Origin of the sequence: Thiovibrio frasassiensis, from assembly GCF_029607905.1 — a bacterium.
Taxonomy (GTDB): Bacteria; Desulfobacterota; Desulfobulbia; order Desulfobulbales; family Desulfurivibrionaceae; genus Thiovibrio; species Thiovibrio frasassiensis.
The window spans coordinates 1,636,654-1,650,884 of the sequence record NZ_JAPHEH010000001.1 but is presented as its reverse complement, the minus strand read 5'-3'; the positions used below and the strand labels follow the sequence as shown (position 1 = coordinate 1,650,884).

Genomic DNA, 14,231 nt, shown 5'->3' with positions numbered 1-14,231 from the left:
AACCTTACCCCCATATTTCTCCCGACTGAACGTGTTGACAAATCGCTATACCGCCTTTCTGCTGCTGCTGCTCGGCTATACCGAGATGAGCCAACAGTACGGCGGTCTGCCTTCATTGCTGCCAGCCTGGCGCCTCGAAATCCCCTTGCTCCTCTATCTCTATTTCCTGCTCAATCAGTTTCTCCGCAAATCACGCTGGCAACCGTTGGTAGCTGCCGCACCGATCCTTCTCATGTACGCGGTCTTCGATGCCTACCACATCATGTTTGGTCGGATGCTCCGCATCACCGAAATAACCGAACTGCCCGAGATGTTCCAGGTGCTTCCCCCCCTGCCCCTCACCCTGATCGCACTGTTGATCGGCCTCCCGCTCCTGGCTTTTCTGGCCGCCTTTGAATTCCGCCCCCGCCGCACCATCATGGCCTCTCTGCCGCTCCTGGCATTGCTGCTGATGGTCGAAATCACCCCCGATTTCTTCATGAACGCGTTTCAAACGACCCAGCAGGAGGTAATTCTCTATTCCGACACTGCCAGTGCCCGCAATAACGGCCGGCTGAGCATGATGCTCTACAACGAGGCCAAGCGGAAAAGTTTTCATGAAAAAATTGCCGGACATCAGATGAATTCTGCCTCGCTCGAAGATTTCGACAAGGTGATTGCCGGGCTCAAAGGCCAGCGAAGAAAAGGCAATATCCACCTCATCGTACTTGAAAGCTTTCTGGACCCGGGACTTCTCAAGGATGCCAATTTTTCGAGCAACCCCACCCATCCCGCCTTCAGAAAACTGCTCGGCCAAAAAGGGGGCATCTCCATCTCCCCGGTATTTGCCGGAGGCACGGCCCAGGCCGAGTTTGAGATTCTCTGTGGGGCCCCGGCCCTGCGGGAGTTTTCCGGCATTGAATTCGATGTATTCACCGGAGCCAAAACCCCGTGCCTGCCGCAAATTCTCTCCCAAGGCGGTTACGAGACCAACGCCACCAACTCCTACAAGCCGGATTTTTTTAATTCAACCAATGCCTACACCGGGATTGGCTTTGAAAAAAGATACTACCCGCAAGAATTCGCCGCAGGGTACGACACCTATTTCTCCACCGGGGACGTGACGGGAGAGGATTATATGTTTGACGGGGTGCTTTTCTCCCAAAACCTCGAATTCATCACCAGACGGATCAAGACAAATCCCACGCTCCCCATCTTTAACTACGTAATCGGCATGTACGGCCACAGCCCCCACGATCTCAACCTGGATAAAAGGCCAATGGTCATCAAGATGTGCGGGAAATTTCGCGACGAGGGGCTGGAAAAGGCCGCCAACCAATACTACTACCGCACCGAGGCCATCGCCGCCTATGTAAAAGGGTTGATCGCCGTAGATCCCCACTCATTGATCATCCTGGTAAGCGACCACCTGCCAAGCCTCTCTGGGAGCCAAACTTACAAGGATCTTAACTATCTCGGCGGCACCGAGGATGCCACCTTTCTCAACCGGATATTTATCATCGAAAATGGCCGCCCTGTCCGGCAGAACACCATCCACCATTTCGACATCCCCCGCATTGTTCTCAACTATGCGAGCAAAGGAAAATATTGCCAGAAGCACGACTGCGACTTCACGACCCACGATACCCCGTTCGCAAAAACCGCCTACCGGGATGACTATCTGGACATCATGTCCCAGGCCATGGATGCCGCCTCAGCCATCCGCGTGCTTGGCGCAAAGACGCAGTGCGTGCAATGAAAACCATACAATTCCGGTAAAACACTATGCCTGTTCTTTTAAATTATTGGATGATTTTCCCTCTTGTCGCAGTGGTATCCTTGCTGCTTACCGGAGTCATCCGCCGTTATGCTTTATCACGGAATCTTCTCGATATTCCCAACAACAGAAGCTCGCATGCGGTTCCAACTCCACGGGCTGGTGGGCTGGCTATTGTCTTGACCTTTTTTCCCGGATTGCTCGCCCTGTGGATGATCGGTTCTCTGCCAACAAAGGTATTATTTGCCCTCTTCGGGGCCGGAAGCCTGGTTACCTGGATTGGCTTTTTGGATGATCGCCGCCATATCCCGCCCAAATGGCGTTTAGGCGCCCACTTTCTCGGTGCGGCCTGGGGGATTTTCTGGCTCGGCGATCTGCCGCCCCTGTCTGTTTTCGGACATCTGGTGCATCTCGGCTGGGCGGGCTATTTACTGGCCGCAGTCTATCTTGTCTGGGTACTCAACTTGTACAATTTCATGGACGGCATTGATGGTATTGCCGGCATTGAGGCGATTACAGTCTGCTTGGGCGGGGGTATTGTCTCTGCTCTCTTTGCTCCGGCCAGCCAGGAATGGCTGGTCCCGGCATTACTCCTGTCTGCTGTTGCCGGCTTCCTCTGTTGGAATTTCCCGCCAGCCAAAATATTCATGGGCGATTCCGGGAGTGGATTCCTGGGCCTGACCTTGGGGCTCCTCTCAATTCAGGCCAGCCAGGTTAACCCGGAACTGTTCTGGTGCTGGCTCATTCTCCTCGGTGTCTTCATTGTTGATGCCACCACGACATTATTACGCCGAGCAATACGAGGAAAGGCCATTTACGAAGCCCATTGCAGCCATGCCTACCAACATGCCTCACGCCGTTTTGATGCTCACCGACCTGTGTCCGTTGTGGTCGGAATGATTAATCTCTTTTGGTTATTGCCTGTGGCGCTGCTGGTAACTTTCGGTTCGCTTCCTGGCTCGACCGGGCTGCTGATCGCCTATTCGCCGCTGATCTTCTGCGCGTTTCTCTTCAAGGCTGGGCTAGAAGTGCGACAAAAAAACATAAGCGCTTAATTTTCAAGTAAACAAAAAAGGGGGTTAACCGAAAACGGTTAACCCCCTTTGCTATTGCTGGTCGGGATGAGAGGATTCGAACCTCCGGCCCCTTGGACCCCATCCAAGTGCGCTACCAGACTGCGCTACATCCCGACAAAATATTTATCTCTCAACAGGTTGGCCCCTATTTAGCATGACCTGAAGCGCCTGTCAAGCTGGACTCACCCAAGGACACTTATTCCTCGAGAATTTTCTGCAAGGCCAGGAGTTCCGCCTTAACCTGCATGAAAATGTCTCGTGACGTCCCTGATGAGATTTCCTGCTCCGCTTCGAGCGCCAGAGCAGTCTGTTCCTGGCCACCGCCATCCCTTGCCAGCGCTTTTTTGGCGCCACTGATAGTAAAACCCTCGTCCTTGAGCAGCCTTTTGATCGCCAGAACCGTTTCCACGTCCGCCCGGCGATAGAGCCGCTGTTTGGACTGGGCCCGTTGCGGATGGAGGATCCTGAATTCCGATTCCCAGTAGCGAAGCACATGCTGCTTCACCCCGGTTATCGCGCACACCTCGCCGATTTTGAAATAGCGCTTCTCGGGAATCCCAGGCAGAACCTGGGCTATACCCTGAGCAGTATCAAAAGTTCCGCAAGATGGTTTGGTCACTCTGTCCCTTTATTCCTTATTCAGATTCTCCCGAACCACCTTGCTGGGCCTGAAAGAAACCATGTGTCGCTTGGAAATCTCCATGGTTTCACCGGTTCTGGGGTTACGACCCACCCGCGAGGATTTTTTCCGCACGGTAAAGGTACCGAACTGCACGATCTTGATCGCTTCGCCTTGAAGCAGGGTTTTCTTCAGCGCATCAAAAACAGCATCAACCATTTCTCCGGCGCTCCGCTGAGAAAAACCCATCTTATCATTGATGGTCTGGGCAAGCTCTTTTCGGGTAAGATTGGATCGTTTCATCTATTATGCCTCACGTAACTGACCGTTAAAACGAGAAATCATCATCTCGATAATTTTTTGGTGGACCTTGCCGACTGTTTCATCATCCAAGGTTCGTTCAAGCGCCCGATAGGTAATGGAAATAGCGACACTCTTTTTGCCCGCCTCAATATTTTTGCCCTGGAACACATCAAAGATTTCCGCCTTTTCGATAAGCTTCTCTCCACAACCATGGATGGCGGAAAGCATTTCCCCGGCGGCAACCGGTTCCGGCACGATGAGCGCCATGTCCCATTTCACAAAGGGAAATTTTGGCAACACCGCGAAACTCTTCGCCTGTGTCGGCAAACTGGAGAGTATCCCTAGGTCAAGATCAACAAAAAACGCCTGTTGTTTGACCCCAAAGCCCTTCAGCGTTTTCTGACTGAAAGCCCCACACCAGCCAAGCAATTGCTCCTCGACCCGAACGGTGAGGACACTGCCAGATTCGGCAAAGGGAAGTTCCTGCCGGACAACATCCGTCTCACGGGTAATAGTGCCGATACAGCGCAGACTCTTAAGAATCTGTTCCACAACCCCTTTGACATCAAAAATGTCCACAGGCGTTTCCCCGGCATGGAGCACAGGCGCCCCGGGATTCCGCCGCCCGGAGACAACCGCGGCCAAACGGAAAGGTTCGTTGGGCTGACCGCTTTCCTTGGGGTGAAAAACCTTGCCGACCTCAAAGAGCCGGACATCATGGTTCTGATGATTCAAATTGCGGCGGAGATTTTCAAGAAGCCCCGGCAACAAGGTGGTCCGCAATACGCTCTGATCTTCCGCCAGAGGATTCAAAAGATGCACACTCTGGCGCCGGGCATCGTCTGCCCCCAAACCCAGCAGATCACAATGCTGGGGAGTCACAAAGCTGTAATTGATAGCCTCATAAAACCCGAGGGCCGTCAAGATCCGGGCCACCTTTTGCCGAACTTCCCGCAGAGGGTCCTGTTCGGCAAAAATCATGGGCACCATGGGCAGGGTAGTCGGCAGCAAGTTGTAGCCCACGACCCGGGCCACCTCTTCAATGAGGTCAATTTCCCGCTCAAGATCGACGCGAAAACTCGGGGGGGTCACCCGCAGGGTATCTGCATCAATCTTTTCCACCCCGATTTCAATGCCGGTAAGGGCGTCACCGATCTGAGCAAGGGTCAACTCCATGCCCAGCAAGGCACGGGTCCGCTCACCCCGCAGGGTAATGGGAGAAGGGGCGATAACCCCGTCACTGTAGTCAACGCCACCGGCAACAACCTCACCGCCAGCCAGCAAGGCAATGAGCTGGACAGCCCGCTCCAAAGCCTTGGGTACGCCTTGCGGATCAACGCCCCGTTCGAAACGGTAGGAGGCCTCGGTACTCAGATTGAGCCTGCCTGCAGTGCGGCGGATACCGATCGCGGAAAAACAGGCACTCTCAAGCAGGATGTCCGTACTCTGGGCATCAACCTCGGAATTGGCCCCGCCCATGATTCCGGCCACGGCCACAGGCTTTTCCGCATCGCAGATCATCAGCATCTCACTGTCAATCTGGTGTTCAACGCCATCCAGGGTGACAAGCTTTTCGCCACTCTTCGCCCGGCGGACCACGATCCTGCCCCCAGCCAATTTGCTGAAATCAAAGGCATGCAGGGGCTGTCCATACTCCAACATGACAAAGTTGGTGATATCGACGATATTACTGATCGGACGCATACCCACCGCAAGCAACCGCTGTTGCAGCCACCACGGCGAAGGCCCGATCTTGACATTTTTGATAAGCCGAGCGGCATAACGCGGGCAATCGGCAGCAGACTCAACGGCAACGCTGAAAGGGAGGTTCTCTCCGGTCAAGGCAGGGATAGTCTCAACCGGCGGCCTGATCCGCTTGCCGATCACTCCGCCCACCTCCCGAGCAATCCCGAGGACACTGGCACAATCAGGCCTATTCGGGGTGAGATCCACCTCAATCATGGTGTCCACCAAGCCAAGGGCCTCAGTGAGCGGCAGCCCCGGTTGCAAGTCCGCGGCCAATTCCATGATCCCGATCTGGTCCTCGGTGATACCAAGCTCCTTGGCGGAACACAACATGCCGTAAGATTCCTCACCGCGGATCTTTGCCGGCTTGATGGTAAAGCCCCCCGGCATCACCGCACCCGGCAAGGCAAGAGCCGTGACCAATCCGGCCCGCGCGTTGGGTGCGCCGCAGACCACGCGCTTGCGCTCCTGGCCCACATTGACATCACAGAGAACCAGCTTGTCTGCATTGGGATGCGGGGATACCGAATCGATCCTGGCAACGACAACCCCGGTCAGGTCCGGATAACACGGAACGCAAGCGTCCACCTCAAGACCGAGCATGGTGAGATGCTCGGCAATACGTGTCGGCTCCATGTCCGTGTCAATGTATTCGCGCAACCAGTTGAGCGTAAACTTCATGGATCGTATCTTTTATGGTCGTCGTCCCGCAAGGGACTTAAAACTGGGAAAGAAAACGCAGGTCGTTTTCGTAGAAAAGCCGGATATCGGTGATCCCGTATTTCAACATGGCAATCCGCTCGATCCCGAGGCCAAAGGCAAAGCCGCTGTACTCTTCCGGATCATAGCCGACCTTTTTAAAAACCTCAGGGTCAATCATGCCGGCGCCAAGAATTTCGAGCCAACCGGTGTGCTTACAGACACGACATCCCCTACCGCTACAGATCACACAGGCGATATCAACCTCGGCGCTGGGCTCGGTAAAAGGGAAAAAACTGGGACGGAAACGGATGGGGGTGTTTTCAGCAAACATTTTGCTGATGAACACCGAGAGCACGCCCTTAAGGTCGGCAAAAGAGATACGACGATCAACAAGAAACCCTTCCACCTGATGAAACATCGGGGTATGGGTAATGTCCGAATCGCAGCGATAGACCTTGCCCGGCGCGATCATCCGCAGGGGCGGCTGCTCTTTCTCCATGATCCTGGCCTGCATGGGCGAGGTATGGGTTCTGAGCAACAGGCTGTCGCTGATATAGAAGGTGTCGTGCATGGCCCGGGCGGGATGATGCGGCGGGATGTTCAAGGCCTCGAAATTATAAAAATCGACCTCGACATCCGGCCCCTCAGCCACCGCAAAACCTAAGCCTTCGAAGATAGCGCACACCGTATCCATGACCTGGGTCACCGGATGCAGCTTGCCAAAAGGAACTGCCCGTCCGGGCAAAGTCAAATCAAAAGTCGCCGGAGCCCCGCCACCACCAACCGCGGAAAGCTGAGCTTCCCGCTCACCAAACGCGGATTCCAGCTCTTGCTTTATCTCATTTGCCAGTTGTCCGAGCCGTGGGCGATCCTCAGGAGGAGCCTGGCCCAATTGGCGCATCACAAGGGTGAACTCCCCTTTCCTGCCCAGATACTTGACCCTAAACGGTTCGAGCTCGCTGATCCGAGAGATGGCAGCGAGCTCTTCACCGGCAGCGGCTTTCAGGCGAAGGAGTTCTTCGTGCATGCTGGGCATGCTGGGCATGACGGAGGGCACGGCAACAACTAGTTGCTGACGCCGGCCAGCTTGGCAACCTGGGAAAAGGCACCCGGATCAAGAACTGCCAGATTGGCGAGAACCTTACGGTCCAACTCCACATTTACCTTTTTCAAGCTGCCCATCATCCGGCTGTAGGTGGTGCCGTTTTCATGGCACGCAGCGCCGATCCGGACAATCCACAACTTCCTGAAATCGCGCTTTTTCTGGCGACGATCACGGTAGGCGTAGCAGAGAGCCCGGTCAACGGCTTCGGTTGCCGTCCGGTACAGACGGTTGCGGCCACCAATGAAGCCACTGGCCAGATTCAAAACCTTTTTTCTTCTCCGGCGCGCTTTAAATCCACGTGTTACGCGAGGCATCGTACTTCTCCTTATTGACATTCTCCGACGCTGTCAAAGCGTCGGCAGTGTTTATACTTGGTAATCGTCTGAGGCGGACAGTCGGTCCTGCCGTTTTTTTTTACATATAGGGCAACAGCCGTTTGATTCCCTTAAGATTGGTGGCGTCAACAATCTCGGACTGTCGCAAATTTCTTTTCCGCTTGGTGCTCTTCTTGGTGAGGATATGGCTGGTGAAGGCCTTGCGGCGGACAATCTTGCCGGTACCGGTACACTTGAACCGTTTGGCAGCCCCTCTGTTTGTTTTCATCTTCGGCATGGTGTTCTCCCTTATTTCATATCTTAGCCGGCAGAAACGCCCCGGCCAGCACTCTATGTTTAGGAGCCGTACGGGACAAACATGCTTGTCAAGCTGTCCGTTACGGCTCCTTATGCCGTCCTTCCCATTCAGACGACAAAGTTTTTTTTCAACGGCTTACCCGCCAACCCTGGCAGAACTATGATTTAGGCCCAACAAACATGGCCATCTGCCGCCCTTCCATCTTGGGGGACTGTAGAATAACCGCATCGTCCTTCAATTCCTCGACCACCTTGTTCAAAACCTCCATGCCGAGAGTGTCGGCATAGACGATCTCACGGCCACGGAAGCGCAGGGTGATCTTCACTTTGTTCTTCTGCTGCAGAAACTTCTTGATATTCTTGATCTTGAATTCAAGATCATGTTTCTCGGTCTTAGGCCTGAGTTTGATCTCTTTGACCTCGATAACCGTCTGTTTTTTCTTGGCTTCCTGCTGCTTCTTGCTCTGCTCGTAGCGAAATTTGCCAAAATCCATAATCCGGCAAACCGGAGGATCGGCCGCAGCCGACAATTCAACAAGATCAAGCCCTGCCGCTTCGGACCTTGCCAGTGCATCGCGAACAGGCACAACCCCTACCTGACTTCCGTCCTCATCAATGAGACGAACTTCCTTGCAATCAATCTCATGGTTGATTCTGGCCCGCACTTCCCGCTCTGGTCGATCGCCAACTTTTTTCCCTTTGATACTCATACCTCCGCAAACATGATTCTTGAACCACCGCACACGATGCTACGCATCCGCACGCTGAAATATATCATAATACTCTGAATCACCTAGCTATTGCAAGCACCAGTTCGGCCGGCTTCATTTTCATCGGCAATCATGGCCGCAAACTCAGGGATGGACATACCGGGCAGATTATCGCCATTGCGCAGCCGCACCGTGACCTGACGGGCTTCTACTTCCTTGTCGCCGATGATCAGCATGAAAGGAATCTTCTGCATCTGGGCTTCACGAATCTTGTAATTGAGCTTTTCGTTGCGAAGATCCTTTTCCACCCGCACCCCAGCGCGGCGCAACTCGGCATACACCTCGTCCGCATAGCCCATCTGCGCATCGGTGATGTTCATAATCCTGGCCTGTGTCGGCGCAAGCCACACCGGAAAGGCGCCGGCATAATGCTCGATAAGCACCCCGATAAAACGCTCCAGCGAACCCATGAGGGCCCGATGGATCATGATCGGCTGATGCTCCTTGCCGTCTTCCCCGGTATAGCTCATCTCAAAACGTTCGGGCAGGTTGAAATCCACCTGGATGGTGGAACACTGCCAGCTGCGTCCCAAAACATCCTTGATCTTGATATCAATCTTCGGGCCGTAAAAGACCCCTTCCCCGGGATCGACCTCATAGGCCAACCCTTTTTTCTCCAAAGCGAGCTTCAGGGCGGTGGTGGCCTGCTCCCAATGCTCGTCGTTGCCCACATACTTCTCGGGCCGGGTGGAGAGATAGATGTCGTAGTGTTCGAAACCAAAGGCCTTAAGGATCTGCAGGTTCAGGTCTAGGATATTGAAGATTTCCTCTTCCAGGTTATCGGGCCGGCAGAAGATATGGGCATCGTCCTGGGTAAAACCGCGAACCCGCATCAACCCATGCAGGGCGCCGGTTTTCTCGAAGCGGTATACGGTGCCCAGCTCGCACCACCGCAAAGGAAACTCCCGGTAGCTGCGTTTCCGCGTATTATAGATGGCGATATGAAAGGGGCAATTCATCGGCTTGAGCTGATAGCTCACCTCCTCGATGTCCATGGCGGAAAACATGTTTTCCCCATAAAAATCGAGATGGCCGCTGGTCTTCCACATGTCGCGCTTGGCAATATGCGGGGTAAACAGCAGCTCATAGCCGTTTCGATAATGTTCTTCGCGCCAGTGATCCTCAATGATCTTCCGGAGGAGAGCACCCTTGGGCTGCCAGAGAATCAACCCCGGCCCGACCTGATCGGACACGGCAAACAACTCAAGTTCTTTGCCAAGCTTCCGGTGGTCGCGTTTTTTCGCCTCTTCAATCTGGTGCAGATAGGCTTTCAGATCCTTGGCATCAAAAAAAGCCGTGCCATAAAGCCGCTGGAGCATCTGGTTTTTTTCATCACCACGCCAATAGGCGCCGGCCTGCTTGATAACCTTGACTGCCTTCAGCCAACCCGCATGCGGCAAGTGCGGCCCACGGCAAAGGTCAACAAAATCTCCCTGCCGATACAACGAAACGGTCTCGGCACCCAGATCTTTAAGCAGTTCAACCTTGTAGGACTGACCGCTCTTTTCAAAAAGCGCAATCGCCTGGGCGGAGGACATGGTCTCACGGCTAAAAGGAGCTGCGGCAGCGGCAAGCTCCTGCATTTTCAGTTCAATCCGGGCAAGATCGTCGGGGGTAAACGGTTCCGCACGATCAAAATCATAGTAAAATCCATCGGCAATGGCCGGTCCGATGGCAACCTGCACCTCCGTGCCGAACAGGGCAAGAACAGCCTCGGCCATGATATGAGCCGCACTATGCCGGAGAATCTCCAAAGCCTCAGGGCTGTCAACGGTTATGGGCGCAAAGGATGCATCGGCATCGATAGGCGTAGAAAGGTCTACCAGCCTGTCAGCCAACCGGGCGGCAATGGTTTGCTTGCGCTCCTTGTTGGAAACCAGCTCTTTCAGGGCCTCGGCCACCGTGGTCCCCGCAGGAACCTTTTTCTGCTCCCCGGAAGGAAGGGTGAGGGATATTTCCATCATGGTTGTTGGAACCAGCCTTTCCGCAAATGCACAAACAAAAACAAGCACATTGACCAGGTCAATCTGCCTGCACCATACAACTTACTCTCTGCGAAGCCAAGCGACACAAAAGCTTCATGTTTTTTCTCTGGTAGGCGCGGGCGGATTCGAACCGCCGACCTCTTGCGTGTCGGGCAAGCGCTCTAACCAACTGAGCTACGCGCCTAAAAAACAAAAAAAGCACATCGCCCATGGCGACAGCTCGTTCTTTTTCAAGACATAACAAACTTTTCAGCAGCGCCGCTCCACTACTGCCACAGATGCAAGGAAGAGGCCTGCGAAGTGTGCTACTGCACATGAGCAAGCCGATGTCACTGCAGATGTGGTGCTACTGAGAAGTTACAACAAACCTTCCAAACGGCAACCAAATACCAACAATTCACCCGAGTGTCAAGGACAAATAGTTTCTTTTGCCTGCCTGCCGATGCGAAAAAAGTACGGGAAATCTCCTGCGCCGAAACCCTTCTTGCCATCACTTGCTGGTGTCTTTCCGTGCTTCAATAGCCCGACTGAGCGTGAGATCATCGGCATATTTTATGTCCATCCCCATGGGAATCCCGCAAGCCAATCTGGTTACCTTGACCTGAACCTCCTCCTGCAACCGCTTGATGAGATAAGCGGCCGTCGCCTCCCCCGGGACCGTGGAACTGGTGGCGATAAGGACCTCACGCACCTGCTGTTTGCGTATCCTCTCCACCAGGGCATCCGCCTTGATTTCCTCCGGCCCGATCCCGTCCATGGGAGAGAGAACACCATGGAGAATATGGTATTTGCCCTTGAAAACTCCGGTTTTCTCGATGGCCATAAGGTCTGCGGATTCCTCGACCACGCAGACCAACCCGCCATCACGCTCGGAATCTTTGCAGATAGCGCAGGGGTCGCTTTCCGCAAAGGCAAAACAGCCGCTGCACAAGCGGATGCTGCGGTGCAGTTCCCCAAGATCCCGGGCCAGGCTCTGCGCCTCGCTGGCGGGCCGCCGCAAAATATGGAGTGCCAGCCGGGTCGCGCTTTTGATGCCGATCCCCGGCAGACGGTTCAGGTCGGCAATGAGTCGGCTCAGTGCCGGAGGAACGACGTTCATAGAAACAAACCCACAGATGAGCAATGCACGGAGCAAGGCTCCCAATAAACAAAAAAAGGAACGAACTTTGGCAAAGACGAAGCGTCACACTTCATTTTTTCCCCAGGGACCGCACATCGTTCGTCCAGCCATTAAAACATCCCCGGAATCTTCATCCCACCGGTAAGCTTGGACATCTCACCCTCGATCATTGCCTGGGCCTTGCGCATGGCCTCATTTACCGCGGAGACGACAAGGTCTTGGAGCATCTGGGGGTCCGCAGGGTCCACCACTTCCTTATCAATGGTCAAGTTGACAAGTTCATGCCTGCCGTTCACCGTGGCGCTCACCATACCGCCGCCCACCGAGGCGCTGACCTGCCTGCCCGCCAGTTCCCCCTGCATCTCCGTCAAACGCTGCTGAAACTGCTGCGCCTGCTTCACCATCTGTTTCATATCCATCCGTATACCTCCGGCATTAACTTTCCAGCACACTGCGCCGACAGCAGGAGCAACTCCCCCCCCGTTGCCCGTCACTTTCAACTTTTCATTTTTCACTTTTACCTGGGGCCGGTTCGGATACTGCCGACCTGCCCGCCAAAAATCTCGGCCGCCATCTGCACCATGGGTTCGTTGGCAAGAACCCGCCGTTCGGCAAGAAGACTCTCCGCCTCATCGCCGCCGCCATCCTCAGCTGCCGGGGCGCCGCGCACCTTGAAAACGACGCGAAAATCGTGCTGAAAAAAATCCAGCGCAAAGGACTGCAACAATTTCAGGTTGTCATGTTCCTGCAACAGCTTACAGTCCGAGGGGTCGTCAAACTTCAGGACCAGCTCGTTTCCTTCATCGCGGGCCATGGCGCACAGTTGCAGCACCGGCGCCATCCAGCGCTTGCGCTCCTTCACATACCCAACAAACGCCTCCCAGTCCCGTTTCACCTCACGCACCGGAGGGGAGGCCGCGACCGGAGAGGAGTGCCCGAATTGCCCGGGCGAGGATGTAGGCGTATCCGCTATTTCATTTTTTTTTTGTTCCGGCTGCAACCCCGAAGAAGGAGCAGCTCCCGATGGCCGGGATGCCGGTCTGGGCGCGACTGGCTCCGGTTCCGCAGTGGAGATCGCCGGAGCAATGCCCCCGGCTGCTCTCACCGGCAGAGACACGGCGCCGGCCAATAATCCGTCAAGACGCCCCAATAAAGTGGCAGTCGGCACGATCTGCCCTGCCTGGGTGGCCCGGACAAAAGCCATCTCCAACGCAAGCCGGGGCCGGGATGAGTACTGCATCTCTTCGGTCCCCTTCAAGAGCAGAGAAAAATAATGATACAGCGTTTCCTGGCTGGCACCTGCGGCAATATCCTTAATCGCCGCCAGTTCCTGGTCGGACAGGTCAAGCAACTCCTCGGGATTGGCCTTGACCTTGGCAATCAGCAGACCCCGGAAAAATCCCAACAGGTCGTTGGCAAAACGCTTGAGGTCCATACCCGCGGCCTGGCTCTGGGCAAAGATCTCAAGACAACCTGCCAGATCCCCGACCAGAAGCGCCCGGGCCAGATTTTCATAAATCCCGCGATCAACCAAGCCCAAGACCTGCGCCACATCCCCATCGCTGACCTCAGACCCGCCAAAGGAAAATATCTGATCAAGAAGGCTCAAGCCGTCCCGCACGCTGCCTTCGGCCTCCCGAGCAATCATCTCCAGGGCCCGCGCAGAAATCGCAACCTTTTCCGCTTCGGCGATTTTGGCAAAAAATGCGACCAGTTCGGCAAAGGGAACTCGCTTGAGTTCATAGCGCTGACAGCGGGAGAGGATGGTGATCGGGATCTTGTGCAGTTCGGTGGTGGCGAACATGAAATAGACATGGGCCGGCGGCTCTTCCAGGGTCTTCAGCAGGGCGTTGAAGGCCTCGGTGGTGAGCATGTGCACTTCATCGATAATGATGATCTTGTAGCGCCCCTTGGCGGGGAAAAAGCGGATATTTTCCTTGAGCTCGCGGATCTCCTGGATGCCGCGATTGGAGGCGCCGTCGATCTCATGCAGATCAATGGCGTTGCCCGCCATGATCTCGGTGCATGACTCGCACTGGTCACAGGGCACATCCGGCTCGCCCTGTTGGCAGTTGAGAGCCTTGGCCATCAGTCTCGCCAGGGTGGTCTTGCCAACCCCGCGCACCCCGGAAAAAAGCATGGCATGGGCCACCCGGTTACGGGTGAGCGCGTTGCGCAAGGTGCGCACCACGGCCTGCTGGCCAACAACCTCATCGAAATTCTGGGGACGCCATTTTCTGGCTAAAACAAGGTAGGACATTTTCAGCCCTCGGAGATCAGCTCCGGTAAACGGGGGAAAACGAAAGATAGAGCTGCAAATGAGAAAACAAGGGGTAAGCGGTTGCAGGGTGCCGCAGGTTGCGGCAAGCGGGACGGCGATGCGTACATCAGGTACGTGAGACGGACCGATCGCTGCA

At 55.0% G+C, this 14,231-nt stretch carries 13 protein-coding genes and 2 tRNA genes; 2 read left to right on the top strand and 13 right to left on the bottom strand.

The features are described from left to right. Positions 1-31 precede the first annotated feature (31 nt). Both OLX77_RS07855 and OLX77_RS07850 read left to right on the top strand, forming a co-directional pair. Positions 32-1,738 carry a sulfatase-like hydrolase/transferase gene (locus OLX77_RS07855; RefSeq protein WP_307633038.1) on the top strand — a complete coding sequence of 569 codons (1,707 nt, stop codon included), beginning with the start codon at positions 32-34 and terminating at the stop codon, positions 1,736-1,738. Positions 1,739-1,764: 26 nt separating this feature from the next. Then, positions 1,765-2,811 (top strand): MraY family glycosyltransferase, encoded by a 1,047-nt coding sequence (locus OLX77_RS07850; protein ID WP_307633037.1) that lies wholly within the window; start codon positions 1,765-1,767, stop codon positions 2,809-2,811. A gap of 58 nt (positions 2,812-2,869) precedes the next feature. On the opposite strand, the gene OLX77_RS07845 is transcribed toward OLX77_RS07850, so the two are convergent. The 13 genes from OLX77_RS07845 to dnaX form a co-directional block, all read right to left on the bottom strand. After that, a tRNA-Pro gene (locus OLX77_RS07845) sits at positions 2,870-2,946 on the bottom strand. An 82-nt stretch (positions 2,947-3,028) separates the two neighbouring features. Then, entirely contained in the window at positions 3,029-3,451 is a 423-nt protein-coding gene (locus OLX77_RS07840) for a MerR family transcriptional regulator (protein ID WP_307633036.1), read from the bottom strand. Positions 3,452-3,460: 9 nt separating this feature from the next. Further along, positions 3,461-3,754 (bottom strand): integration host factor subunit alpha, encoded by a 294-nt coding sequence (locus OLX77_RS07835; RefSeq protein WP_307633035.1) that lies wholly within the window; start codon positions 3,752-3,754, stop codon positions 3,461-3,463. Positions 3,755-3,757: 3 nt separating this feature from the next. Next, complete coding sequence (pheT, locus tag OLX77_RS07830) at positions 3,758-6,181, bottom strand: phenylalanine--tRNA ligase subunit beta (RefSeq protein WP_307633034.1); 2,424 nt, start codon at positions 6,179-6,181, stop codon at positions 3,758-3,760. A gap of 37 nt (positions 6,182-6,218) precedes the next feature. Beyond that, positions 6,219-7,229 carry a phenylalanine--tRNA ligase subunit alpha gene (pheS, locus tag OLX77_RS07825; RefSeq protein WP_307633033.1) on the bottom strand — a complete coding sequence of 337 codons (1,011 nt, stop codon included), beginning with the start codon at positions 7,227-7,229 and terminating at the stop codon, positions 6,219-6,221. A 38-nt stretch (positions 7,230-7,267) separates the two neighbouring features. Beyond that, on the bottom strand, positions 7,268-7,621 hold the full coding sequence (rplT, locus tag OLX77_RS07820) for a 50S ribosomal protein L20 (protein WP_307633032.1): 354 nt from the start codon (positions 7,619-7,621) through the stop codon (positions 7,268-7,270). 100 nt (positions 7,622-7,721) lie between these two features. Further along, a complete protein-coding gene (gene rpmI, locus OLX77_RS07815; protein WP_307633031.1) occupies positions 7,722-7,919 on the bottom strand; it encodes a 50S ribosomal protein L35 in 198 nt (65 codons plus the stop codon). A gap of 178 nt (positions 7,920-8,097) precedes the next feature. Then, positions 8,098-8,649: a translation initiation factor IF-3 gene (gene infC, locus OLX77_RS07810; protein ID WP_307633030.1), complete on the bottom strand. Its 552-nt coding sequence runs from the start codon at positions 8,647-8,649 to the stop codon at positions 8,098-8,100. A gap of 83 nt (positions 8,650-8,732) precedes the next feature. Continuing rightward, entirely contained in the window at positions 8,733-10,673 is a 1,941-nt protein-coding gene (thrS, locus tag OLX77_RS07805; RefSeq protein WP_307633029.1) for a threonine--tRNA ligase, read from the bottom strand. Between the two features lie 128 nt (positions 10,674-10,801). After that, a tRNA-Val gene (locus OLX77_RS07800) sits at positions 10,802-10,878 on the bottom strand. A gap of 306 nt (positions 10,879-11,184) precedes the next feature. Beyond that, positions 11,185-11,793 carry a recombination mediator RecR gene (gene recR, locus OLX77_RS07795; RefSeq protein ID WP_307633028.1) on the bottom strand — a complete coding sequence of 203 codons (609 nt, stop codon included), beginning with the start codon at positions 11,791-11,793 and terminating at the stop codon, positions 11,185-11,187. Between the two features lie 131 nt (positions 11,794-11,924). Beyond that, on the bottom strand, positions 11,925-12,233 hold the full coding sequence (locus OLX77_RS07790) for a YbaB/EbfC family nucleoid-associated protein (RefSeq protein ID WP_307633027.1): 309 nt from the start codon (positions 12,231-12,233) through the stop codon (positions 11,925-11,927). A 98-nt stretch (positions 12,234-12,331) separates the two neighbouring features. Then, entirely contained in the window at positions 12,332-14,074 is a 1,743-nt protein-coding gene (dnaX, locus tag OLX77_RS07785) for a DNA polymerase III subunit gamma/tau (protein WP_307633026.1), read from the bottom strand. Positions 14,075-14,231 lie beyond the last annotated feature (157 nt).